The 26,087-nt window shown below is 36.2% G+C and carries 23 protein-coding genes; 19 read left to right on the top strand and 4 right to left on the bottom strand.

The annotated features are described in order from the left end of the window. Positions 1 to 200: 200 nt before the first annotated feature. Positions 201 to 2,534, bottom strand: coding sequence for an HAD-IC family P-type ATPase (locus tag FD31_RS08210; RefSeq protein ID WP_057892289.1), 2,334 nt, complete (start codon positions 2,532 to 2,534; stop codon positions 201 to 203). Positions 2,535 to 2,926: 392 nt separating this feature from the next. Here FD31_RS08210 and FD31_RS08205 point away from each other — a divergent pair, with 392 nt between their 5' ends. The 5 genes from FD31_RS08205 to FD31_RS08185 all read left to right on the top strand — a co-directional run bounded on the left by FD31_RS08205 (position 2,927) and on the right by FD31_RS08185 (position 7,955). Continuing rightward, the gene (locus FD31_RS08205) at positions 2,927 to 3,589 is read left to right on the top strand and encodes an HAD hydrolase-like protein (protein ID WP_057892288.1); all 663 of its coding nucleotides are present in this window, start codon (positions 2,927 to 2,929) and stop codon (positions 3,587 to 3,589) included. A 5-nt stretch (positions 3,590 to 3,594) separates the two neighbouring features. After that, on the top strand, positions 3,595 to 4,410 hold the full coding sequence (locus FD31_RS08200; RefSeq protein ID WP_057892287.1) for a hypothetical protein: 816 nt from the start codon (positions 3,595 to 3,597) through the stop codon (positions 4,408 to 4,410). Positions 4,411 to 4,422: 12 nt separating this feature from the next. After that, positions 4,423 to 4,779, top strand: coding sequence for an iron-sulfur cluster biosynthesis family protein (locus FD31_RS08195; protein WP_057892286.1), 357 nt, complete (start codon positions 4,423 to 4,425; stop codon positions 4,777 to 4,779). A 338-nt stretch (positions 4,780 to 5,117) separates the two neighbouring features. Continuing rightward, positions 5,118 to 6,857 (top strand): YfhO family protein, encoded by a 1,740-nt coding sequence (locus tag FD31_RS08190; RefSeq protein WP_147007322.1) that lies wholly within the window; start codon positions 5,118 to 5,120, stop codon positions 6,855 to 6,857. A gap of 342 nt (positions 6,858 to 7,199) precedes the next feature. Next, on the top strand, positions 7,200 to 7,955 hold the full coding sequence (locus tag FD31_RS08185) for a class I SAM-dependent methyltransferase (protein WP_057892284.1): 756 nt from the start codon (positions 7,200 to 7,202) through the stop codon (positions 7,953 to 7,955). A 59-nt stretch (positions 7,956 to 8,014) separates the two neighbouring features. Here FD31_RS08185 and FD31_RS08180 read toward each other — a convergent pair whose 3' ends face one another. Next, entirely contained in the window at positions 8,015 to 9,403 is a 1,389-nt protein-coding gene (locus FD31_RS08180; RefSeq protein WP_057892283.1) for a hemolysin family protein, read from the bottom strand. 227 nt (positions 9,404 to 9,630) lie between these two features. Here FD31_RS08180 and FD31_RS08175 point away from each other — a divergent pair, with 227 nt between their 5' ends. The 7 genes from FD31_RS08175 (at position 9,631) to FD31_RS08145 (ending at position 14,058) form a co-directional block, all read left to right on the top strand. Beyond that, on the top strand, positions 9,631 to 10,191 hold the full coding sequence (locus FD31_RS08175) for a hypothetical protein (protein ID WP_057892282.1): 561 nt from the start codon (positions 9,631 to 9,633) through the stop codon (positions 10,189 to 10,191). A gap of 123 nt (positions 10,192 to 10,314) precedes the next feature. After that, the gene (gene gnd, locus FD31_RS08170; RefSeq protein WP_057892281.1) at positions 10,315 to 11,214 is read left to right on the top strand and encodes a phosphogluconate dehydrogenase (NAD(+)-dependent, decarboxylating); all 900 of its coding nucleotides are present in this window, start codon (positions 10,315 to 10,317) and stop codon (positions 11,212 to 11,214) included. A 162-nt stretch (positions 11,215 to 11,376) separates the two neighbouring features. Then, positions 11,377 to 11,766: a fluoride efflux transporter FluC gene (locus FD31_RS08165; RefSeq protein ID WP_235805345.1), complete on the top strand. Its 390-nt coding sequence runs from the start codon at positions 11,377 to 11,379 to the stop codon at positions 11,764 to 11,766. Next, positions 11,763 to 12,107, top strand: a complete 345-nt coding sequence (locus FD31_RS08160) for a fluoride efflux transporter FluC (protein WP_235805344.1) — start codon at positions 11,763 to 11,765, stop codon at positions 12,105 to 12,107. The genes FD31_RS08165 and FD31_RS08160 overlap by 4 nt, the downstream gene beginning before the upstream one ends. Before the next feature lie 10 nt (positions 12,108 to 12,117). Beyond that, the gene (locus tag FD31_RS08155; protein ID WP_057892279.1) at positions 12,118 to 12,540 is read left to right on the top strand and encodes a DUF805 domain-containing protein; all 423 of its coding nucleotides are present in this window, start codon (positions 12,118 to 12,120) and stop codon (positions 12,538 to 12,540) included. Positions 12,541 to 12,654: 114 nt separating this feature from the next. Then, on the top strand, positions 12,655 to 13,221 hold the full coding sequence (locus FD31_RS08150; RefSeq protein ID WP_057892278.1) for an SOS response-associated peptidase: 567 nt from the start codon (positions 12,655 to 12,657) through the stop codon (positions 13,219 to 13,221). Positions 13,222 to 13,227: 6 nt separating this feature from the next. Then, entirely contained in the window at positions 13,228 to 14,058 is an 831-nt protein-coding gene (locus FD31_RS08145; RefSeq protein ID WP_057892277.1) for a methyltransferase domain-containing protein, read from the top strand. Between the two features lie 110 nt (positions 14,059 to 14,168). Here the strand turns inward: FD31_RS08145 and FD31_RS08140 are convergent, their stop codons facing one another. After that, positions 14,169 to 14,720: a TetR-like C-terminal domain-containing protein gene (locus tag FD31_RS08140; RefSeq protein ID WP_057892276.1), complete on the bottom strand. Its 552-nt coding sequence runs from the start codon at positions 14,718 to 14,720 to the stop codon at positions 14,169 to 14,171. A 143-nt stretch (positions 14,721 to 14,863) separates the two neighbouring features. Here FD31_RS08140 and FD31_RS08135 point away from each other — a divergent pair, with 143 nt between their 5' ends. Genes FD31_RS08135 through FD31_RS08125 form a run of 3 tightly spaced genes read left to right on the top strand, consistent with a single transcriptional unit; the run spans position 14,864 to position 18,863 of the window. Continuing rightward, positions 14,864 to 17,233 carry an ATP-dependent DNA helicase gene (locus FD31_RS08135; protein ID WP_057892275.1) on the top strand — a complete coding sequence of 790 codons (2,370 nt, stop codon included), beginning with the start codon at positions 14,864 to 14,866 and terminating at the stop codon, positions 17,231 to 17,233. Then, the gene (locus FD31_RS08130) at positions 17,230 to 17,946 is read left to right on the top strand and encodes a hypothetical protein (protein WP_057892274.1); all 717 of its coding nucleotides are present in this window, start codon (positions 17,230 to 17,232) and stop codon (positions 17,944 to 17,946) included. The genes FD31_RS08135 and FD31_RS08130 overlap by 4 nt, the downstream gene beginning before the upstream one ends. Continuing rightward, positions 17,943 to 18,863, top strand: coding sequence for a sce7725 family protein (locus FD31_RS08125; RefSeq protein WP_147007323.1), 921 nt, complete (start codon positions 17,943 to 17,945; stop codon positions 18,861 to 18,863). Before FD31_RS08130 ends, FD31_RS08125 begins: the two co-directional genes overlap by 4 nt. Before the next feature lie 134 nt (positions 18,864 to 18,997). Here FD31_RS08125 and FD31_RS08120 read toward each other — a convergent pair whose 3' ends face one another. Next, positions 18,998 to 19,861 carry an NAD(P)-dependent oxidoreductase gene (locus FD31_RS08120; protein WP_057892273.1) on the bottom strand — a complete coding sequence of 288 codons (864 nt, stop codon included), beginning with the start codon at positions 19,859 to 19,861 and terminating at the stop codon, positions 18,998 to 19,000. A 386-nt stretch (positions 19,862 to 20,247) separates the two neighbouring features. Between FD31_RS08120 and FD31_RS08115 the strand changes: the two genes are divergently transcribed. The 4 genes from FD31_RS08115 to FD31_RS08100 all read left to right on the top strand — a co-directional run bounded on the left by FD31_RS08115 (position 20,248) and on the right by FD31_RS08100 (position 26,024). Continuing rightward, positions 20,248 to 21,099, top strand: coding sequence for a YitT family protein (locus FD31_RS08115; RefSeq protein ID WP_057892272.1), 852 nt, complete (start codon positions 20,248 to 20,250; stop codon positions 21,097 to 21,099). 316 nt (positions 21,100 to 21,415) lie between these two features. Continuing rightward, complete coding sequence (locus FD31_RS08110; RefSeq protein ID WP_057892271.1) at positions 21,416 to 21,997, top strand: NAD(P)H-dependent oxidoreductase; 582 nt, start codon at positions 21,416 to 21,418, stop codon at positions 21,995 to 21,997. A 119-nt stretch (positions 21,998 to 22,116) separates the two neighbouring features. Continuing rightward, positions 22,117 to 24,000, top strand: coding sequence for an LTA synthase family protein (locus FD31_RS08105; RefSeq protein WP_162258544.1), 1,884 nt, complete (start codon positions 22,117 to 22,119; stop codon positions 23,998 to 24,000). 137 nt (positions 24,001 to 24,137) lie between these two features. Further along, a complete protein-coding gene (locus FD31_RS08100; protein ID WP_057892269.1) occupies positions 24,138 to 26,024 on the top strand; it encodes an LTA synthase family protein in 1,887 nt (628 codons plus the stop codon). The last annotated feature ends 63 nt before the right edge of the window (positions 26,025 to 26,087 follow it).

Below are 26,087 nucleotides of genomic sequence, written 5' to 3'. Positions count from 1 at the left end.
GGACTTTTGTCACAGCCCCTTTTGATGTATACGTTTAAATATCTTTTGATTTATATATGCAGTGGCTCTGAAACGAGCTGCGGACGACAGATTCCGAGATGTTGCCTAGCTTCCCAAATCGCACACAAAACCGGTGTGCAATTCGTGAAGCTAGGCAACGTCTCGAAATCTAACCGTCGTCCTTCACTCTCTACCGCTCTCTACTTCCAATTTATCTTCGAGAAAACTCTTCTTCCTAATACTTCCCGCATAAACATGAATAACGGCCATGATATCAACAATAATGCTACGTAAATGTAAGTGTATTGCCAATTCAAAATGCTCTGTAAGCCAAAAGCATTGCCACTGAAGATGAATGTCACAATGAATAGGGCAAAAGAAATGCTAATCATGACTTTCTTACGAGTTATCAGTGGGTTACTAATGGAGATCAATGCACAATAGCCGATTAATCCAAGTGTAAAGACGGCTAGTGTTGAGGTTGTATCATAACTGAAGTTGAGATGGTTTCCTAAAATGGAGATGGTCATAATCAGTAGAATATTACAGATTGCTGCTGGCAAAGCGATTTCCATAACGTTTCGCATGAATCGGCCAGCGGGTGGGGTGTAATTTGGTTCCAAGGCTAGAATAAACGTTGGAATACCTACAGTTAAAGCATTAATAGGCGTTAATTGAGATGGTTGGAATGGATAGCCCGTTCCTAAAATGATGAAAATGATTGATAAAACAACTGAATAAATTGTTTTGATCAAGAATAAGGAGGCTACTCGTTCAACATTATTAATAACTCGGCGGCCTTCGTTTAGCATGAAAATCATCGAATCAAAATTACGATTCAATAAGACAAAGTCAGCTGAGGCTTCGGCGGCGTCACTTTCACCAGCAATTGCGATGCTACAGTCGGACTGACGCATGGCTAAAACATCGTTGACACCATCCCCAGTCATACCAACTGTTAAACCATTATCTTGCATAGCTTTAATCAGATCAGCTTTTTGACTTGGACGAACACGACCGAAAATTTTATATTTTTTAACTAAATCATGATAATCATTTTTTTCAGTCACAGTGCTCATATCAATATAGTTTTTACCGGAAGCAATCCCAGCTTGAGCCGCCACGTTAGCGACTGTTACGGGATTATCCCCAGAAATGATTCGTAAATCGATACCTTGGTTACGTAAATAATTGAATGTATCAGGGGCTTGTTTGCGGACTTCATCGGAAATCATCAATAGTCCCAACAAAGTTTGTTGCGGATCTTCTTGCAAAATAGCAATGACACGAAAGCCATGTTCGGCTGCATCTTCGACTGTTTTAGTAACTTCTGGTGTTGGATTTTTAATGATAAATTCAGGAGCACCCATAATATAGCGGACATTGTCATCAGCCACGAATCCTGAGTATTTAGTTTCAGATGAAAATGGGATAACTTCTTTAACATCTTTGGACAGTGGAGTGGCCTTTAAGGCACGGACTGCTAAAGCTGTGGCATTTGTTTCTTGCGTTGCATCAACAATCTTTTGGGCGATAGCCTGGACTTGTTGTTCGCTAGCTCCATAAGTTTTCGTTTTCTTAACAGTTAATTTTCCGGTAGTGATTGTTCCGGTTTTATCAAGACATAAGACATCAACACGAGCCAATGTTTCAATAGCACTGAGGGAACGAACTAGGATACGTCGTTTAGTTAGGTTGTACGCTCCGGTCGCTAGGGCAACTGAAGTTAGCAAAACTAAACCTTCAGGAATCATCCCAATAACGGAAGCAGAAGTACCTAAAATAGCTTTCGAAATATCGCCACTCTTCAAGAATGAACGGAAAAATAACATTAAACCGACAGGAATAATTGTATATGTTAGAATCTTAATAATGTTATTGATGATTTTCATTAGAACACTGACAGAACGTTTTTCCTTACCGACTGCGGCAGAAATTTTGGAAACAAAACTCTCTTGACCGACTTGAGTTAATTGAACTTTAGCCTGACCGGCAATCGCAAAACTACCAGAAAAAACTTCGTCGTCAACTTTTTTACTAATGGTATCTGCTTCACCAGTGATACTTGATTCATTTGTCTGTAAGCCATTAGAATAACGGACAATCCCGTCAGCGGGAATCGTATCACCACGTTTAATAGATACAATATCATCTTCGACCAGGTCAGCAATATCGACGTCTTGTTCAGTTCCATCCCGAGTAACGGTAAAAGTAGCTGCGTTGACAAGACTGATTTTATCAATGGTTACTTTCGCACGGATTTCTTGGTAACTACCGATAATAATATTGGCAATCACAGGACCCAAGAAGAACAAGTTCCGATATGAGCCAGTCCAAAAGATTAGGATGGCAATGACTAAGTTGAGAAAATTAAAAAGTGTAAATAAGTTATCGGCCAGAATCTTAGGAATAGGTCGTGATAGCTTCTTGATCTGAACGTTTGTAAGTCCAGCTTTGACCTTGGCATCAACCTGTGCAGCAGTTAAACCGGAGTCGAGACTGGTGTATTCATTAGGCTTTTTTATTTTTACCATACTCTACCTACGACTGTTAGTTATTTTCTATTGAATGCTATATACTCTTTACATAACGTGTTGTGTTAGTGATTAGTTAACATATGCCTGTATTACTAGTTATTTATTTAAAAATTGGATAATCAATCCCAATCAACAAATAAATAACCTAGTCGGAAGAGCCGATAATGTTTAACAGGCAGTGAAAGTGGTGTTAGTTCGAGTGATTTTCTCGGACTTACAGCACCGGGCGAGTTTGGAGACTTGCTTGCAAGGCTTCAAATCGAGACTTGAGACCTTGGCTCAAGTCGGTCCGCACAGCCAGTTAAACATTATTGGCTCTGCAGACGGCATATATAAAAAACCACAACACGTTTCATAACTTAAATTTAACATAAAAGGATGAATTTAATTTGAACAATTTATTTTTTGATTTGGATGGGACAATTATTAACTCTGAAAAAGGTATCATGAAGAGTTTAAAATACATGTATAACCATACTTTAGGCTATGTTCCACATGATGACGCAACACTACATACTTTCATTGGTCCGACAATTGGTGCTTCTTTAGAAAAGTACGATCACGTTGCTCCAGATGACCCATACATTAACCAAAGTATAAATGCCTTTCGTGAATATTATCAAGTTGAAGGCTGGGAAGAATACGAAGTTTTTGATGGTATTTATGATATGATGGAATCCTTAAAACATGCTGATAAAGAGATTTTTATCGCAACTTCGAAGCCAGAAATTTTTGCTAAAAAAATTATTGACCAGTTAAATATGAAAGAATACGTTCGACACGTTTTTGGAGCTGCTGAAGATGAATCAATTCGTTCTTTAAAAGAAGATGTCATTTCTTACGGAATCGAAAAAACTTCTGTTGACTTAGATACGAAGAATCTTGTTATGGTTGGGGATCGTAGCAGTGATATTGTGGGGGCACATAAGAATAATCTCAAAGCTATCGGGGTAACATATGGTTTTGGTGATTATGATGAATTAAAAGCTGCTAACTCCGAATGGATCGTTAATAATCCACAGGAGATTGCTAAACTAGCTATGGAGAATTAGAAATTATGAGCAAGTCATTGGCGTACAACAGACACGGATTTACATTAGTCTTATTATCAATTTGCCTGATGGTGATTGTATTTCTAGGCATCACACTGTCGACTGTTTTGAACAGTAATTATGTCAAAAAAGTGGTCAGTAGTGAAACAAATGTTACTTTGATCAGAAACTATACTAACCAAAGATTGGGACGTTTAGTGAACAGCTATTCTGCGTCCGCAAATCTTTCGTCAGTTACGTTGACTAATAGTGACGTTAAAAAAATTATTAGTACATCCGTGGATGAAGTGTACAGCGATGACTCCAAATTAACGGTTGGTAGCGCCATTTTAGCAACTATCAGCTCAAAGCTCAAAAAAGAAGCCAGGCAAAATGGTCTAAATATTGATGGAGAAATTGACACGGTGATTCGGAGTAATGAAGTTATAATGAATCAAATTGTCGATAATGATTTAGGTCAGATTGAACAGGTCATTGAGCAAGTCCAGACGATTAAACGTTTAATCAAGATGATAATGATTGTTGCGGCAGTTATCTTTGTCCTCTTGGCGATTCGTTTAAGGATAAAAGTTGGCTCAAGTATGCTCTTTTTCCATCACTTAGGGACAGTGGGCATTTGTACGTCAATCTTGTTTGCTTTATTGCTAGGCTGTACGTATTATCCACTGCAAGATTTAATCGTAAGCAACATCGATTACAATATTCGGGATGTCCTATATAATGTATTGAATGGTATTTTGCTCAGTTATATCTCAATCATTTTCATGGTCTTTATCGTGAGTTTGCTTGATTGGGGGAGCACAACCAAATACAAGTATTAAACGAGGATACGAATGAAAATCGAAATTACGCAACAAGCACAAGCTAAGTTAGAAAAATATGTCAAAGCTAATCAAAATATCTTGTTAGATTTAGATGACGGGTTTGGACGCTTTTCAGATGAAGGTACCTGCGCTTTGTTAACCAAATTTCGGATTCTAATCGTTGATAAAGCAGCAAATTTGGTCGATTATACAGTTCATTTAGATAGTGAATTAGGAACAATTTATTTCAAAGATAGTGCTAAGGATTTCTTAGACGATGGCATGTCGTTACGCGTTAATCCTAAGACACAGCTGTTAGTATTTGCGAATACCAAAGAGACAATTGATCGTAGTGTTAATATTATTGAATATGATGATGTAAAGTAAAAATATGTAAGAGCCTAAGGACAAATGTCTTTTGGTTCTTTTTTTATGCTTATACTTAGTGGTCAATGATATAAGAATATAACTGATACTTTAGTCTTCGAGTGTGAGAAATTTTGGCAGCAGTGCAGGTGGCGTTAAGGCTTTAGCCTTTACACCACGGGACGAGTTTTGAAATTCGTGTACTTTGCGAAGTTCAAAATCGAGCCGAAAGACCTTGGCTTTCGGCGGTCCCCACAGCAGCCTGAATTTCTCACACTCAAAGACGGCATATTTTCAGAAAAGTTTGCAAAATAAAGTATCATTGTTTCGGAACTAGTTAGTATAATAGGAGTTATTGCATGTATCAAAGGAAGGTATTTAATTTTATGCAATTAACTCTTTTTAAGAATCAAAAAACTAAAAAAATTGCTGTAATTGTTTTTACCATCATTTTATTCGCACTTGTCAGTCTATTAGCCATTTATCAAACCGAAATTTATCAAGGCAAGATTTGGTCATATTTAGGCACAAGCGATAATCGGTTCCACATGATGCGAATCGAGGGATTGTATCACTCGTTACAACGGCACCAATTTTTCCCATTCATCAATATGTCGTTTATGAATGGTTTTGGATATATCGTTAATATTTTTTATTCTGATTTCTTGCTCTATCCGGCAGCATTTTTACGATTACTTGGGTTTACTAGTGCTCAAACTATCGTGATCTACTTCTGGTTGTTAAACTTTTTAACCTTTGGGGTAGCGTTTCTTTGTTACTACAAAGTTAGTCCCAAATATCTCAACAGTTTAGTTTTCAGTTTTGTTTATACGTTATCAACTTATCGTTTACACGACATGCTCTTCCGTCAAGATATAGGTGAAGTAGGGGCGTTCATTTTTCTACCCATTGCGGTTTTAGGAATTTATGAAATCTTCTATGGAGAAAGAAAGCATTGGTTGTATTTAGTATTTGGTATGACCGGCATCATTTATTCACATGCTATTTCGCCAATTCTCGTTGCAGTCTTTATCGTTATAGTGGCGCTGGCACAAATCAAGACTTTGAAGGCGGAACCACAACGCTTATTGTCATTGTTATGGGCTACATTGTGCTCAGGATTGTTGAGCTTAGCTTATTTCATTCCGATGATGGAACAGGTACGTCATACTAAATTTGTGCTAACTCAAACAAGCAGCTTGTTACCAAAGGGTGCAACTGACATGGCCGATATGGTGACATGGAGTTTGAACAATAATATCGGACAACCTAATATTGGATTGTTAATGATTATAACGGCTTTTGTTTTGATCATATCGTTTACTAAGATAAAAAATCCGATTCTTAAGCAATTTTCTGTGATTGGAATTTTGTTGTTATTGGGTGGCACAAAGGTTATGCCTTGGGTGATTTTTAACAATACGCCATTCAAGATGATTCAATATCCTTGGCGGTTTGATATGATAGCTACGATTTTGTTAGCCATCGTTATAGCGGCCGACCCATTGAATTTCTTCACATCTAAGTACGCCAAAGTTGGTTTGATGACATTAGTTTTCCTATTTGCAATGTCATCCAGTTATCGTTTAGTTAACGGCGCACCATTACAACGCAATACATATGCCGAATATAACGAACAAGAGCCATTTAGTATCGGTGCTGGTCAAGAATACTTACCTGTTGGAACAAACCTAGCTAAGCTACAAAGAGCGTCACATAAGCCGAAAATTATGGCAGGTAAAGCGCAAGTAACAAACTTTAAACAATATGGAACACGTTTGAGTTTCGATTTCAAACACGCTAAAAATGCCAAAGTTGATTTGCCAATTATTGCTTATTATGGTTTTGAGTCCACACAATCTCGAGGAAGAGTTTCGAAGGTTGTCATGGATAAGAAGAACAATAACCTAGCACAAGTGACAATCAATGGTAGCGGCAAGGTAACGGTCGATTACTTTGAAACAATGGCTCAAAAAGTCAGCCGTCGAATGTCATTCTTAACGTTATTAGCAATTATCGCAATAGTCTTTATTAACAAGTTACACTTAGTTGATTTTGATAAAATTGAGGGATTACGTAATATTAATCGTTCTAAATAATGTTTTTTTAAAAGGTTGTCAGAAGGTATTTTTAATCCACTCTGACAACCTTTTTTGCATAAAAAATTTAGTTTTAAAATATACTTTAAGTCCTGCTATTCTAGTCATCATATATTGAAAAATAGTCAAACCAAACGGTAACAAGCCAATTTATTTACGTTTAATCAAAAATAAAACATAAACTAGCCGAAAGACCTTGGCTTTCGGCGGTCCCCACAGCGAACTAAATTTCTTGCTTCTGGAGGCGGCCTATTATTCGTCGTAGCATATTTAACAACAGTTGCACACAACAATTAATATAACTATACTTATAAAAACTTGTTGCTGAAAAGAGGATTAGATATGAAAGACTATACAGATTACAATGCAAAAATTATTGATGGTTGGGTCAACGAAGGCTGGGAATGGGGCAAACCAGTCAGTCATGAAGAATATATGGCTGCCACTAAAGGTGATTTCAAACTGGTTTTAACTCCTAATGTAGCAATTCCTGATGATTGGTATCCGAATCCTATTAAAGGCCAAAAGATTCTTGGTTTAGCTTCCGGTGGTGGCCAACAGATGCCGATTTTAACCGCTTTGGGCGGAATCTGTACAGTCTTTGATTACTCGCAAAAACAACTGGATGCTGAGAAACTGGTAGCTGAACGTGAAGGTTATCAAATTGATATTGTTCGTGGCGATATGACGAAAGATTTACCATTTGGGGACAATAGTTTTGACATGATTATTCAACCAGTTGCTAACTGTTATATTGAAGATGTTCAACATGTTTGGGAAGAAAGTTATCGGATTTTAAAGCCGGGTGGTCGATTATTAGTTGGACTTGATAATGGTGTGAACTATATTTTCGATAAAACGGAAACGAAACTTTATCACAGCTTGCCATACAATCCCTTGAAGGATCCTTCAGTTAATGAGGAATTTCCGCCTGAAGAAGAAGGTGTTCAGTTTTCACATACGTTGAATGAACAATTACGTGGTCAAATTAAAGCTGGTTTTCAAATTGTCGATTTATACGAAGACACCAATAGTGAAGGTAAATTACACGATTATAACGTGCCTACATTTTGGGCTAGTTATGCAATTAAAAAATAAATAGGTAATCAAAAAGGACAATCCCAAGTTGCTAGGATTGTCCTTTTTTCAATGTGTTATTATTCTTTCAAATCATCGACGTCTGTCAATGATGCTAAATTATCTTGTTTAGTAACAGCTGTTTTATCAATTGAAACTTTGAACCAGTTAACAAAACCATGATCGAATTCAGCAACGATAAATTTGAAATTACCTAGTTGGATTTCGGAACCTTTTTGTAGGTTAGGATATTTCTCAATCAAATAACCACCGACAGTGATAATATCTGATTTTTGGAATTCCTTAACATCAGTTCTAAAGTAACGTTCGAAATCATAAAGCGTTGTTTTACCGGAGACATTGTAAGAATCATCATCATTTTTAACGATATATTCATCGGAAACATCATCGATTTCATCTTTAACGGTTCCGAATAACTCTTCGTAAATATCTTTATCGGTTACGATACCACTAGTACCACCATATTCATCGACAACAACAACGATAGGTGTTTGTTTCTTGATCATCTTATCCAAAATATCTTGAATAGGCATTGTTTCAGGAACAGTATTAACAGATCTTAAAATCCGGCTGATACCAACGTCGCCATCGACCTGATTTTGACGAACGATATCGTATGCATAAACATAACCTAAAACTTTATCCTTATCATTATCGGCAACAACGGGGAATCTTGAGAATCCTTGTTGTAAGTAATCCTTAATGACATCTTTAACTTTATCCGTTATATCGACGACATAGAGACTAGTCCGATCGACCATGATATCTTTCGCGACCTTATCATTTAATTCAAAGGCACGTTGCATAAAGATAACGTCGTCAGGTTCCATATCGCCACCCTTAATGGATGATTTGGAAAGTCTTAGAATTTCTGACTGTGAGAAAACTTCATTTTCGGAATCAGCGGGTTTCATACCTAACAGACGAACGATACCGGAAGCTGAAACATTCAACAACCAAACGAATGGATAAACTGCTAGATGGAAGAAACGTAATGGTGTAACGACTAACATCAAAGTTGTCATGGGCATATCGATAGCGATATTCTTAGGCACGATTTCCGTTATAACAACTTCGAGGTAAGTTAGTAAAAGCACACCAATGATGGAACTTAAAGCGTGGAGACCACTGCTACCACCAGCAGAGAGGTGAACGACACCGAAAACTTCTACTAAGAGATATTCAATAGTACTTTCACCAATCCAACCTAAGATGATACCAGCGATACTAGTACCGACCTGTGTTGTAGACAAGTATTCATTCAGGTTATTGACCATCAGAAGTGCTCGTTGTAATTTCTTTTTGTTACCAGTACCCTTTTGGATTGCATCTTCCAATTGACTGGATCTTGTTTGCACGAGGGCAAACTCAGCAGCCACGAAGAAGAAGGCAAAGATAAAGGTTATCAGTATGATAATAAAATTAGTTGTAATTGTAGAACTAGACAATATATGATTTCCCCTTCTATTCTTGTAAGACGAATTATACACCAAAGAAAAACCGACTGTGTCGGCTAAGAGTAAATATTTTATTTTTTACATCTTTAGTATATCCAATTTTATGGTTAAAATATAGCTATGACGTTCTAAATTTAGGAACGCTACAATTTTGTAGTTGCAGTTAACCATCATTATTTTTATAATGAAGAGAATGAAACAACCTTGGGGGAATCCTTTTGAGTAAAGTAAAAACGAACAATTTATTAACTCCTGCACAAGCTGCTAAGGACTTAGGAATCAGCGTTGCAACGCTACGTAAATACTCTTTGATAGTTGAGAAGACAACCGAGAATAGCAAATATTTTGAACGTAATAGTCAAAATAATCGTCTATATACTCAAAAAAATATCGAAGACTTCAAAGAAATGGTTAAGTTAAGTCATGGTCCTAAGATGACGCTCGAAACAGCTGCCGTTCAAATTTATCCAGCCACAGACGTTAAGCCAGAAGCTGACGCCAAACAAAGTGATGAAATCTCTGCATTACAGACGACTGTTGCTAAATTGGAATCTGAAAACAAGAAGCGTGAATTAACTATTAAAGAGCTTCAACAAGAGTTAACAGATGCTCAAAAAGCTAAAGAACAACTTCAGGCTGAATTGGCAACGTTGAAACAACAAGCTGAAGAAAAAGCTGAAAATACAGACGTTAAAAAAGATGAAAACATCAAAGAGCGTGTAAATGAAAAAGTAAATGATGATAAAAAAGGCCACTGGTGGAACAAGTTTATGGGCTAGTCAGCCAATTAATCCTATGATATCAACCTTTTACGTAATCGGGTCGTACCAAAATGTTAGTTTTGGTGCGGCTTTTTTATGTATAATTAGAACTTGTGATAAGACAAATTAGGAGGATGAATTTTGAAATTAGCAATGATTGGGCTCGGCAAGATGGGAATCAATTTGACTGAGAATTTGATTCGTAATGGTAATGAAGTGGTTGCCTTTGATTTGAGTGATGGGGCAAGAAATGATGCTTCAACGCTTGGGGCACAAGTTAAAGATAACTTGCAAGATGCCATTGAAGCTTTAAGTGCACCACGGATTGTTTGGGTAATGTTACCAGCGGGGGACCCAACAAACCAAACCATCGATACCTTGAGTGAAATTCTTGATGAAAATGATATCGTCATTGACGGTGGAAATTCATTTTACAAAGATTCATTGCAACACAACAAAATTTTGACTGACAAAAATATTAAGTTCTTCGATGTTGGTACATCGGGTGGTATGAGTGGTGCTAATCGTGATGGTAACTTCATGATTGGTGGCGATGATGAAAAAGCTTTTGAATATATTGAACCTATTTTCAAAGGAATTGCTCAAACTGATGGTTACTTGTACACTGGCAAAGCTGGTAGTGGTCACTACTTAAAGATGGTCCATAACGGTATTGAATACGGTATGATGCAAGCTATTGCTGAAGGATTTGACGTTTTGGAACATAGCCAATTCGATTATGATAACGAAGCAGTTGCCAAAGTTTGGGAACATGGCTCAGTTATTCGTGGATGGTTGATGGAATTAACACAATCAGCCTTTTCAAAAGATCCTAAATTAGATGAAATCAAGGGTGTAATGCATTCTTCTGGTGAAGGTAAGTGGACTTTGGACGAAGCATTGAAACTTCAAGTGCCAACACCAGTTATTGCCGCCTCATTGATGATGCGTTACCGTTCACTCGAAGATGATACATTTACAGGTAAAGTTGTTGCGGCTTTACGAAACGAATTCGGTGGACACGACGTCGATAAAAAATAAAATTCGAAACAAAGCACGATTTTTTTCGTTTAAAATAAAACCAGTAATCCCCCCAAAATCGGATTACTGGTTTTATTTATTTTAATATTGATTATATTTGGTATTATTTTTTTCAGAAGGGATTTGATACAGGTGAAAAGAAGGGGAGAGGTGTTCCTATTTTTGTTCATAGGGGCTTTTATCGGTAGTGATTTACGTTATTTGGAGAGTCTGATTTTTAAAACAAGCAATGGATTTCCATTGGGAACTATCATTGCTAATTTGAGTGGGGCACTAGTTTTACCATTTTTAATTCATTATTTACAAGACCGTTTTAGTTTATCAAAACGCATGATTTTGACATTAAGTACTGGCGTTTTGGGTTCCTATACAACTTTTTCAACATTTACAGCAGACGCTTATCGGCTATATAACAATGGCCAGTGGTGGTTTTTATTTGCTTATCTGACGATAACGATGATTGGCGGTTTCTTGGTCGCCATTCTAGGTAACTATTGGGCTGCTTCACAAGCATTCAATGATTACGCTAAAAAGGGAGATTCTGATAAATGATGACCTTTCTAATTGTTGGCGTTGGAGCATCAGTGGGAGCTTTTCTAAGAAATGAATTAACCATGATTCAAGCAAAGATAAAGATTGATTTTCCGCTTATAACGCTGCTGATAAATATTTCAGGAGCAATTATCTTAGGCATTTTAACTGCACAAATTCATAATGGTGCGATATTATTATTGCTAGGAACCGGATTTTGTGGAGGTTTCACCACTTATGGAACATTTAATATGGAGTTAAGTCAGTTATGGTTTCAACATCAAGTTTGGCGTTGTTTCTGGTACTTCGTCTTAACTTACGTATTTGGTATTTTAGGTTTCGTTATTGGTATTCACATTTAGGAGTATACAAATGCAAATTAATGGATCAGTTTGGAATGAAAGTTTTCGTCCTGGAATAATTTCTTCAACCAGATTATATTTTCAAGATTTATTTGTCGGTGCAAAAAGAATGAGTCGTAAAGATTTCTGGTGGGGCTTTTTCGGTATGACGATTGTGGCCTTTGTTATTACTAGTTTACTGGCTTTAGCAATTACCAAGATGCCGGTGGATGACTTTTATTGGAGTTCAATTCTTGGTGTCGCCTTGGCAATTACGTTAGGCTATTATTGGATTTCGGTTTTCACAGCGATGATTCGTCGACTTCACGATATTAAATTACGTGGTTGGTGGGTCTTGTTAAGTATTATTCCATTTATTGGTGAAATTGCTGTGATTGTTTTGATGTGTTTGCCACAACGTGATTTTGGCAATCGTTGGGCTAAACAGCTTTAAATTTTTTTACGATTGATACTGGTCATAACAATTATTTTTTGATTGTTATGATTTTTTTTAGCTTAAAAAAACTATCTATGTAAAAATAGATAGTAAAGTAGGAGGTCTATTGCGATGTGTGGCCGTTATATGTTTCAACCTGATAAGAATCCTGAGATTAAACGAATTTATCAATTGGCAGTTGATGCTGGATACACTCCTAAAACCGGTGAAGTTTTTCCAACTGATGAGACAGCTTTAATCGTTGCTGGCGAACGGCAAGTAAAAGTTGTTGGCATGAAGTGGGGATTCCCTGGCTTTAAGGCGGGACAATCAATTATCAATGCTCGTTCAGAGACAGTTCAACAAAAGTCGATGTTTGCTGATTCTTTTTTAAAACGCCGTTGTGTTTATCCGACGACTGGATTTTTTGAGTGGAGTAAGGCTAAACAAAAATATAAATTCAATTTTAGTAATGATACACAGACGTTGTTTATCGCTGGCTGTTATAATTATTTTGATGACGTGGCGCAGAGTATCTTATTTACGACGGAACCGAATGAGTCAATGATTCAAATTCACGATCGAATGCCCTTGATTTTGGCCAAAAATCAAATAAATTCATGGATTTATAATGATGATTTTGCAAAGGATTTCCTTCAAAGTTCCATGCCACAATTGATATCTCAAGTAGAAGAGTAGGTTTGTATGAATAGTAAAATTCAAAAATTTAGTAACAGTCATGAATATTTTCAATGTCCTATCTGTGGAGAAAGATTAGTTCTCAACGGGAATAGTTTAACTTGTGAGCAAAATCATACCTTTGATATCTCCAAAAAAGGCTTTGTTGATTTTGTCTTAAATAATAAACAACAAAAAAATTATGATTTAGCATCGTTTGAAAATCGTCATTTGATTTTGGAACACGGTATGTATGACCATATTGCTGAAAAAATGTTGGCTTTGATTGAAAAGTTGAACCTAACTAGTATTTTGGATGTTGGTTGTGGTGAGGGTTACTATTCAAAGAAAATTGCTGAAATGGCTGACCGTAAGGTTTTAGCATTTGATATTTCCAAAGACTCAATTCAATTGGCAGCTAAAGGTCCTAATACACCAGTCGAATGGTTTATCGGTGACTTAGCCCACTTGCCAATTCAAAACCAAGTAATTGATGGAATTGTGGATATCTTTTCACCAGCTAACTATCAGGAATTCAATCGAATTTTACAACCAGGTGGCTACGTTCTGAAAGTTATCCCCAATGAATATCATGTGCAAGAGTTACGTGAACAAGCTAAAGACCAACTGAAACAAGAAAAATATTCTAATAAAAAAGTCTTGGATTATTTTGAAGAACACTATGAATTAGTTGATCAAATCGACGCTACAAAAACGTATAACGTTTCAGATGAAGAACGGGCAGCGTTTATCAATATGACACCGTTATTGTTTAATGTTGACAACAGTTTGATTGATTGGGAAAAGGTTACTCAGATTACGGTTGGTTCAACTATTTTGGTGGGGAGAACCAAGTAAGGTTAAAAATCCAAAGTTCTAAGTTTGTATTGTTATTTTAAAAGAGGATAAGAAGTAAAAATAGAATTTAAAAGGGATAGATAAATTTGAAAATAATTTATCTATCCCTTTTATTGTGCATATTTACGTAGTGCTTTTTGAAAATCTCCTTGAACTAAAACACTAATTTGGTCAACGATATCTTTTGGATCTTCTTTCATATCGTTACGGACCCATTCGAAGATGATGGAAATGAATGCCAGACTGTAAAAGTGGGCAATGAAATTCTTATGACTTTGATCAACGTGCATCCCCTTTGCTTGGCTTTCCACAATTTCGATGATGTAGTTGTAGATAACTTCATAGATATACTTGTGCATAACGTCGCGATAAACGGACAGGTAAACATTTTTGGTAAGTCGTTGATTCTTTTGAATTAAGACCATGACTTGATAGAATCCTGCTTGCCAGTTTTCATAGTCAGCAGTCTTCAAAACTTTATCGGCTACTTGGCTGGCAGAGTATTCAACAAGGTCGTAAATATCGGCGAAGTGATTATAGAAAGTTTGTCGGGTTAAATTACATTCACTGACGACGTCTTTAATGGTGATTTTATCGATGGTTTTATGGTGCAGAGCTGCGCATAAAGAATCTCGTAAGACATTTTTTGTATCAGTTGTCATGAAAATTAATTCCCCCCCAAATGATTCAGTGCTTTTTATTATATCGGTTTTTCATGAAAACGTCATGGCTAAATCGAAAATGTTTAAAGACAAAATCGAACACATGTTTTACAATGTTATTTAGTAATTTGAGGAGGTAGTCTATGACGACTAAGATTGGGATTCGCCAGCTGGTGGAGTTTGTGTTGCGTAGCGGTGATTTGAATGAAACAAAAAATAGTCAAAATACGGCGCAAAACGGTGCCCGAATCCATCGTCGACTCCAAAAAGAACGTTCCAAAAACCCTGACTATGAAAGTGAAGTTTACTTAAAAACTGATGTAACGATGAATGACACTCAGTATGCCATTTCAGGTCGGGCTGATGGAATCACGTTAACCGATAATAAAGCTTTGATTGAAGAAATTAAAACATCAGATCAATTGTACGATGAGTTGAGTGATAACACGCTGGAACTTTATTGGGGACAGGTAAAAGTTTATGGTTATATCATTTTACGAGAACATCCTGAATTAAAGCACGTGACGTTACAACTGACATATTTTCAAGTTAGTACTGAAGAGATTACTACCGATGAAAAAACACTTGATCGTGAAGAGCTAGATAAATTTTTCCAAGATTTGATTACTGAATATGAGTATTGGTTAGTATTGCGAGCTAAATTACGTAAAACACGCAATACTTCAATCAAAAAATTAGATTTTCCGTTCCCCGAATTTCGAACTGGTCAACATGAGATGGCTGCGGCTGTTTATAAAACAATTTTATTGGAAAAAAGGTTATTTGTGGAAGCACCCACCGGAACAGGAAAGACTATTTCCACACTCTTCCCAGCTATTAAAGCGATGGGGGAAGAAAAGGTTCAGCGACTCTTTTATTTAACGGCTAAACAGAGCACTCGACATGTTGCCGAAGAGACAGTCGCCCTAATGGCAAGTAAAGGATTGAAACTGAAAAGTATTACTTTGACTGCCAAGGACAAGATCAGATTTCCGGAAGAACAAGATGTGCCGCCAGAGGAAAATCCATATATGGTGGGCTATTATGACCGTCTGAAACCGGCCTTAGCGGACTTGTTGACGAATGAAGATGCGATTACGCGCGATGTGATTGAGAAATATGCTAAGAAACATACCGTTGATCCCTTCGAGTTTTCGCTTGATACGTCATTATTTTGTGATTTGATTATTTGTGATTACAATTATTTATTCGATCCATTAGTTTATTTACAACGTTTCTTTGTTGAGAAGGATACCGATAATTTCTTCTTAATTGATGAAGTCCATAATTTGGTTAGTCGTTCACGTGACATGTATTCGGCAACTATTACGGACATGCCGATTGCTAAATTATTAAGAACTGCCAAGTCAATTGATACGAAATCGAGTGAAGATTTTCAAAAACAATTAAAAAAGGTCCGCCGGGTTTTCAGGCAAATGAAAAAAGTTCTTGATGAAGATAATCAAGATGAGAAAATTACCAGTGATGCTCCTGATAAATTGATTAACACCTTGGGTAAATTCAATGACTTTATGGGTGATTGGATGCAAGAGCAACAACCATCTGATTTCTTAGAAAGTGCCAAGGATTACTTCTTCGATTCATTAACGTTTGTTAAAATCGGTGCCCTATTCGATGACAGCTATAAAACACGGTTAGTCTTAGATGGCAAAAATTTAGTCGTTAAACAACTTTGCCTAGATCCAAGTCATTTTATTGATGAGTCACTTAACTTAGGACTAGGGGCTGTTTTATTCTCAGCTACGTTATCACCAATGGATTACTATCAAAGTGTTCTCGGTGGTATTGATAATAGTTTGGCTTATCAACTGCCATCGCCTTTTCCAGTGGAAAATCAAGAAATATTGATTACACAATATATTCAAACCACTTATCGTCAACGACAATACAGTCAAGGAAGTATTGTGGAAAGTTTGCATACTCTGGTAACGAGTAAGACTGGAAATTATTTAGTCTTTTTCCCATCGTATAGCTATTTGAGTCAAGTTAAAGACGCCTTTGAAGCAACATATCCTGATATTAAGGTAATTGCACAAGAAGGTGAAATGGATGCCTCAGCACGGCAAGAATTTCTGAATCAATTTGTGGAAAAGCCAGATGAAACGATGGTTGCCTTTTGTGTTCTCGGCGGTATTTTCTCTGAGGGAATTGATTTACGTGGCGATAAATTAATTGGCGTGGCAATCGTCAGCGTTGGCCTACCAGGATTGAGTGCTGAAAATAATTTGATTCGAGATTATTATGACGCTGATAATGGGCATGGTTTTGAATATGCTTATCAAATGCCTGGTTTGAACAATGTTTTACAAGCGGCTGGTCGTTTGATTCGTAGTAGTCATGATGCTGGAATAATTTTATTATTGGATCAAAGATTCGCCAGTGCCAGATATACACGCCTTTTTCCACAACATTGGCAAAAGTATCGTCGGATTAGTTCGTTACCACAATTAGACACAGCTGTGCATAACTTTTGGAAGGGAAGAGAGCAATGAAAACTAAATTAACTAAGGAATTAGAAAGTACGCTCTATCAATATTGTTTCGAGCAAGGTTCTTACGTTGTTGAAGAAGTTTCCATGCCTGACAAAAAAGGAATCGTTGATACTTTAAGTTATCAACAATTAGCCGATGACAAGATTGAATGGCGTTGTTATGAATTAAAGGTAACTAAATCTGATTTTCATTCGAAAGCTAAACTGTCATTTATCGGAAATTATAATTACTTTGTCTTGCCACAAAAGCTATATGACGAAGTAGCCGCTGAAATTCCCACTCATATTGGTGTTTTGATTTATCGTGCTTTTGATAAAAAGGCAATCGAGGCATCACCTCAAACGTTGCGAGCACCCGGATTTTTGACGGTGGCCAAAAAAGCTCAATATCAAGATCTACAAGTTGATGAAAAGCAATTGACGAGCCATTTTGTGGCGTCATTGTCACGTGAAGTGGACAAGGCCAAACGTGTTGAAAAGGGATTGCAACTGTATTCAGATGATAAATTATTTAAGGAATTACAAAAACGGGCTAAAGCAGGTTACGACGTTTACAGCCCAGATCATAATTTATATGACCGATTTGTTGATGATTTGCAAAATGATGCCATAACGGCGTTACAAGATGAATTGGATGCACGAAACGCAGAGTATCAAGAATTGAAATTACAAGTTCAACAACTACAAAAGCCCAATTTGGAGGATAAGATATGATTTATTATCCTTATTTACGTGGGCGGATGTATGACTTGCTGGCAATAAAAGAGCTGGTTGAACAAGGACAACTCAGTCCTAAGATTGTGCCAATTATTGAGCCAGTCCTCGATTCGAAGGAATTACAACAAACAGTCCAAACGTTGATTGACCATCAGCAACCATTCAGCGTCATTGCTAATCCTCAAGTTAGTGTGTACGGCTTGAATGATACGAAACTTTATCCACTGCCAGATGTTGATAACTTGAAATTTTATTATCCAAGTGCAATCTTGGCTGCTGATTTTAGTAGTGATTTTTTAAAAACAGTGGATAACCAGCAATCATTGTTAATAGTTAAAAATTATGAGTTATTAAAGGCTTATCAAAATACGAAAGTTTTACAAACTGTGGATAAGGTGTTAATTCCTGATGTGGCAAGGATCCATCGGTTAGTTAAAACCAAAGCGGCGTTATTAACTGATCCATTAACTTTTGTACGCCATGTAGAAGATTATGCTGATTTAGATGATGAGTTTTTTGAACCAGCTGATTGGTATCATCAGGTGGGTAACTATGATGGTTTTGGTGATTATTCGATGGTGGGACATGTTTATTTTGATAAGGGGATGCCTTCGCGTGCTATTGCGTTACATCTGATTTATGTGACCGAAGATGGCACTTTACGAATTCATCATTTTGTCTCTGATAGCAATGAACATATGAGTGGGCAAAAGGATAAATTCTTTGAAGCGTTACAAAAAATGGTTACGTGGTGTACTGAAAATATCCATGGATTAAATGCAACACCTGCGTTAGAAGAACTACTTTCATACAATCAACAAGCTAAATTTCCGGGACTGGGTATGATTAAAAAATTATCACTGATGCATCATTTTGAATTGATGAATCGCTTACTAAATTTAAAAGAAAACTGAGCTGGGATATAACTATTTTTGTCTTAAATATGCAGCATAAACGTGCAAGAAAACCATGTTTTTTCCGCTTAAAATAAATTAGCTCCGCAATCCAAAATCGGATTACGGAGCTAATTTGCCTTAATACTCGAAAGCTACCACCATAGTTTAATTAAAGCTTGAGTACCATCGTTGCCAAGCTGTTTTTCATCCACTAACGTTTCATAAAGCTTTTTAGCTTGTTTAGTGGCAGGTAAATCTATGCCCATTTTCTCACTCTCATCAAGCGCAATTCGTAAATCCTTTAAGAAATGCTTGGAATAAAAGCCGGGTTTAAAATCGCTATTAAGAATACGTGGTCCATAATTTTCCAAACTCCAATTATCACCGCCACCACCAGTAACAGTTTCTAAAACAGCTTGAAGATCCAAGCCAGCGGCTTTGGCATAAACAAACATCTCAGTTAAACCAGTCATCGTGCCAGCAATCATAATTTGATTAGCCATTTTAGCATGTTGACCGGCGCCGTAAGTACCAAAGTAATGATAAGTTTTACCGATAATGTCAAAAATAGGTTGCAGTGTTTCATAAGCTGATTTATCGCCACCGACCATAATCGTTAATTTACCGTCACGGGCCCCAACATCTCCACCAGAAACTGGAGCATCAAGACATTCAACACCCATTTCTGTAGCGTGTTCACCAATCTTTTTGGCAAGTGTAGGCGTGCTAGTCGTCATATCAACGATGATTTTGCCATTACTAATTCCAGCAAAAATACCGTTATCTTTGAAATAAACGTCGTCAACATCTTGAGGGAAACCGACCATAGAAAAAATAATTTCAGCATCTGCCGCAACGTCTTTAGGATTGGCAAACCACTTGGCACCTTTAGCAATTAAAGGTTCAGCCTTTGATTTAGTTCGTGTATAAATATCTACGTCGTAGTTAGCTTTGAGCAAGTTATTAATAATGCCACTGCCCATAACGCCAGTACCAATAAAACCAATTTTTTGCATTATATTTCCTCCAATTATTAGTTAACGTATTGTGTTAGTTAAATTCTTGTTCCTTCCGGCTAGTTTATGTTTTTTTGATTCTGACTTGTTAAAGTATCGATATCTAAAAATACATCATAGACATAATTTAAATTGCTGGTTATAAATCAACCAGCACAACACGTTTGATTTAATAAAGATTACAACGAGTTAAGTATATTTCAATTAGGCGATTTGTGACAATTTCAGCTGTTATTAGAATCTGTTTTAATGTTTATTGATTTACTTTCTCGAACCTAGAGACGCTAACAATAAAATAATCCGTTTAAGCTATTTTTTAATGCGCCTTGTTTGCTATAATTCAGGTGATGCGAAATCAAATTTAAATGGACACGGGAGGGGATTTCATGACATTCATAAAGGACTATTATAAAAGCATTTTAGCAGCTTTATTTTATGGAATAACCTCGGCTTTGGGTATTCAATTACTTCTACAGCCGGCAAAGCTTTATACCAGTGGTGTTACTGGTGCTTCACAATTGATTGTTAACTTACTAAATGAGTTTGCACATACGAGTACGCCAGTGTATTTGTGGTTTGCGTTGTTGAACTTGCCATTAGTGATTTTGGCTTGGTTCAAATTAGGTAAAAAGTTTACAATCTTATCTATTATTTCCGTTGTTTCAGCTTCACTTTGTATTTTGATAGTGCCACTATATCCAATTACTAAAGATCCACTATTATCAGCCGTTTTTGGTGGGATTTTATCAGGAGCTGGTATTGGTTTATGTTTCCGTTATGGATTCTCAACTGGGGGAACCGATATTATTGCTTTGATTGTTCAAAAGAGTACAGGTCGTTCAGTTGGACAAGTTAGTTTTGCCATCAATGCTGTAATCATTACGATTGCAGGATTTACGTTTGGTTGGGAACTAGCTTTGTATACAATTATTTCAATTTACATTACTAATGTTGTGATTGATAAAATGTATATCCAGCAACAAAAGATTACCGTGACGATTTACTCACACAAGATTGATGAAATATCTAAAGAGCTGTTGAAATCACTTAATCGTGGTTTGACTTTGGATTACCATTTACGTGGTGCTTATTCAGGCGAAGAAATCGGTTCTATTACAACAGTTTTAACAAAGTATCAATTATTCTTTGCTAAGAAAATTATTATGAATGTTGATCCTGAAGCATTTATTAATATTCAACCAACAATGTCAATTTCTGGGAAGTTCAGTGATAATTAGGCGGTTGTGGTTTTGTTAGTAAGTATCCAAAGGCTAGTAATCTGATTTTGGATTGCTAGTCTTTTTTTGCTACATAATAAAAAATAAATTTGGTTATGGCATAACGACGTCTTTATATATATACAAAAGGTATTTATTCTAATACTAAATAAGAATATTTCAGAAACGAGTAAATAAGCAAAAATCCTTGATGCTACGCGCTTTGTGGAATCAGCGACTGGTTCAAATTAGACCATAATTATCACTGGTAATTGGGTCTGGAAATCCTTGAAAACATAATATACTGTGGGTATGAAGTGACAAGGAGATTTTGAATATGAAAACAATTATTTATACTCATCCATATGCAGGGAGTTTTAATCATGAGATTTTAAATCGATTGACGAATTCTTTTTCAAAAAATGATCAAGAGTTTGAAATAATCAATCCATATGCCGATAACTTCAATCCTACTTTGACAGAAGCTGAATTGAAACTTCATAGTAAGGGAAAAACAGATGATGAGTTGGTGAGACGATACCAGCGTAAGATTGCGGCATCTGATGAATTGATTTTCATTTTTCCGATTTGGTGGCAAACGATGCCAGGAATGTTAAAGGGATTTTTAGATAAAACAATGTTAAATGGTTTTGCTTATAACGAAGATAACGGTTGGAAGGGACTACTAACTTATATTAAGCACGTAACTGTTATTACGACCTCGACCGTTACACAGTCATATTTGGAACAAGAGTGTGGTGATCCAATTCGGGAAGTCTTTATCAAGCGGACATTAGCCGATTTGGGAATTGATCCGAAAGTGGTCAATTGGATTCATTTCGGTGAAGTGAATGTAACGACTGATGAGAAACGTGCCAAGTTTTTAGACAGTGTTCCCTGCCTTTATGCAAATAAGTAATTAATATAACGCCTACCGAAGTTGCTATTATTTGGTAGGCGTTATAATATTCCCCTAGATATTAAAATATTTTGGTTTAGAATACATAGTATGATTATATGATGAGGATGTTTTATTTAATGCATAAAAAAAACAGAGTGGTAGGAGTTTTGCAGATACTATTTATGATAGCGTCGTCTTTTGCCCTTGGGATTGTTTTAAATTACGCTCAAACCAATGATTTGATTTTTACATTTCAGATTGTCTTTGGAACTAATTTAAATACCTATTTATTAACAGTATTAATTTTATTCATAATTTATCTTGGCATTTACGGAATATTTAATCGTTTCTTCTATGCATCAGCGTTTTACTTCATTTTCTTTCTAATTTACGCTGTTGCGGATCGTTTGAAGGTTACTTATCGTTCAGAACCAATTTTGCCCAGTGATCTATTATTATTGAAAAATTTAAAAAGCATAATGTCGATGGTGACGACACAATTAATTTTGGCTGTCGTGGTAGTTTTGATTGTCGCTATAGCATTATTCGTCTTTTTAGAACGTCGTTTTGGCAAGTTAACGATGCACTTTCATCCAATAACGAGATTGGTTTTTATCGCGTTGACAGCTTTTAGTATCGGCATTTTTTATACGGCTAGTGATACAAATTCAGCCACGTATAAAATTTTAGCGGCTTCTGGGTACACTAATTCTGATTCCAATATTAATCGTTCAGCCAATAGCAATGGGCCAATGCTGACATTTTTAGGCAATATGTATGTGGATATCATGGATAAACCGGCGGGCTACAGCAAACAAAAAATGTTGGAAATTGTTAAGGAATATCAACAAGAAGCCAAATCAATCAATCGTGATCGTGATAACAATGATTTGAGTAAACAAACTTTGATTTTTGTTTTAAGTGAAAGTTTTTCAGATCCAACACGTGTGCCCAATATTAAATTGAACCAGGATCCAATGCCCAATATTCGTGGCATTAAAGACTCTACGACATCTGGTCTAATGATGAGTTCAGGTTATGGTGGCGGTACTGCCAATATGGAATATATGGCTTTAACTGGCTTAGCAATGAATCAATTTTCCGATACATTGCAATCACCATATACCCAAGTCGTTAATAAACAAGAAGACCCTATCAATATTTCTAATAACTTCAAAACTTCTGCTGCAATTCATCCTTATCACGGGAATTTTTATAACCGTAATTCTGTTTACCGAAACTTCGGGATTCAATCTTTTAGAAATCTTGATACGAAAGGTAAATTAGCACTCAAATATGATAATACTTTGCCAGGCATGGAGTACATCAGTGATGATTCGGCTTATAACGATGCGCTTTGGCAAATTAATCAAACTAGTGGCGGTCAATTTATTAATTTAGTTACCATGCAAAATCACATGCCATATTCAAACGACTATTCTAGCAATCAATTTACCAATACTGGCGCTGGTGTTACCGAAAAGAGTCGTAGTCAAGTTAGCAATTATGCCAAGGGTATAAGTATTACTGATACTGCAACAAAGGATTTCTTAAACAAATTGGATGCAATTGAAAAGCCAATCACGATTGTTTGGTATGGTGACCATTTGCCAGGGATTTACGATAATAATGACATGTACACATACAATGTTCAGGAACATGAGACAGACTATTTCATCTACAGTAATAAGTACGCTCGTGATCACAATTACGGAACAACGAAATTAGATGACGCAACCCAAGTAACTGATCCAAACGGATTTATTCCGCTAGCATTAAAGCAAATGAATCAAAAAGTTACACCATACTATGCGTTATTAACAAAGATTCAAGAGGATGTTCCAGCAATGGCTAAGAATATCTCGGATAATACAAATTCCTTATATGTCGGCCAAGACAGTAAAGAAGTAGCTGAGAAGGACTTAACTGCTAAGCAAAAGAAATTAATTGATGATTATAAATTAGTTCAATATGACTTAACGGTTGGAAAGAATTATACAAAGAAGTTAATAAACAAATAGTGATGTCTGCCTCCAGTAGTAAAGCATGATTTTCTTTTTAGAAAAATCATGCTTTTTTATTATGTTAATATTCGAGTATTACTAAAAATGGGTTAGTATATAAGTTATTGAATTATCAAATAAGGGTGTTTTTAATAATGCATAAAAAAAGATCAACTGTTTTATATATTTTAGAATTAGTTTTCATTGTTTTATCGGCATTTCTTGTCGGTTATTTGTTGAACTATTCGCAAACTGGTTCTTTCCAAACAACAAATGGTATTTTGTTCAAGACAAATGTTGTACCGTATTTAATTACCGCACTGATATTAACGTTGCTTTATTTAGGGGTATACGGATTATTCAATCGTTTCTTTTATGCAACGGCTGTCTTTTACATATTCTTTGCAATTTACGTCGTTGCTAATAAGTTGAAAGTTATTTATCGTTCGGAACCAGTTCTACCAAGCGATTTAAGTTTCTTATCGAATGCTAAAGCAATGCTTTCCATGATTAGTGGAAAAATAATTTTACTAGTCGTTGTTGTTATTTTATTGGTCGTCACAGCTTGTGTAATTTTGGAAAAGATTTTCTCTAAAGAATTGCTGCGTTTTAATATCGTTACACGAGTGATCCTCGTTGGATTAGCGATTTTTAGTATTGCTGGATTTTATAACGTTAATAAAGAAGGTTCAGTGATTAATAAAGTAATGACCAAAGCTGGTTATTCTAATTTCACGCCCAATATTAGTATGACTGCAACGACGAATGGTCCATTGTTAACTTTCTTAGGTAATATGCATATCGACATCATGGATCAACCAAGTGGTTATAGTAAAACTACGATGGATAATTTGGTGACAAAGTATCGTAATGTGGCGGACAATATCAATGAAGATCGTCCCAATGATAATTTAAGCAAACAAACTTTGATCTTCGTTTTGAGTGAAAGTTTCGCAGATCCTAGTCGTGAACCCAATATCAAGATTAGCCAAGAAGCTGCACCTAAAATTATGAATATTAAGCAGGAGAATACATCTGGTCTGATGCTTAGCTCTGGCTATGGTGGTGGCACAGCTAATATGGAATATATGACATTCACTGGCTTAGCGTACAATCAATTTTCTAAATCATTGCAATCGCCATATACACAATTAGTCACGAAACAAGACAAACCAGTTAACATCGTTAATAGTTTCAATAAGTCAGCCGCAATTCACCCTTATCACGGAAACTTTTACGATCGACAAGCGGTTTATCCTAAATTTGGATTCCAAACGTTCCGTAATATTGATACAACAGGCGATTTAGCTTTGAAATATACGGATACGATCGGCAACAATCCTTATGTCAGCGATGAAGCGTCCTATAAAAATACCTTGTGGCAAGTTAATCAGACAAAAGGTGGACAATTCATCAGTTTAGTCACGATGCAAAATCATATGCCATATAACGTCATGTATGATGATAATCAATTTACTGTTACTAACGGAAAAGCAGCTGAGATTCCTTTACAAGTAGGTAATTATGCCAAAAGTATCAATTTTACCGACAACTCAACCCAAGAATTTTTGGATAAATTAGATACAATCAACAAACCAATTACCGTTGTTTGGTATGGCGACCATTTGCCAGGCTTGTATGCGAAGAATTCAATGCAAAAATACAACGTTGTGCAACATGAGACCGACTACTTTGTTTACAGTAATAAATATGCCATTGACCATGGTTATGGAACTAAGAAGTTAACTGATTCGACTGAAGTAACCGATCCTAATGGTTTTATCCCACTAGCGTTGAAACAAATGCAGCAACAAGTAACACCTTACTATGCCTTATTAACAAAGGTTCAAGAAGAGATCCCGGCGATGGCAAAAAACAGCGTTGGCAAAAATGAGAATCTATATGTAAATGATAAAGGCAAGCAAGTTTCAACGAAAGATTTAACGAAGAGCCAAAAGAGATTGCTCCATGATTACAAGTTAGTTCAGTATGATCTGACAGTCGGAAAAAGTTATAGTAAATCTGCAATCAATAAAAAATAATATTATTTGACGTATGGTGCTAGTTAAATATGTCGTCTCCAGTAACTATTCTCGATTCTTCCG

The sequence above is a fragment of the Companilactobacillus nantensis DSM 16982 genome, assembly GCF_001435815.1.
Taxonomy (GTDB): Bacteria; Bacillota; Bacilli; order Lactobacillales; family Lactobacillaceae; genus Companilactobacillus; species Companilactobacillus nantensis.
The sequence above is the reverse complement of the archived record's forward strand: the minus strand, read 5'-3'. Positions and strand labels throughout refer to the sequence as shown.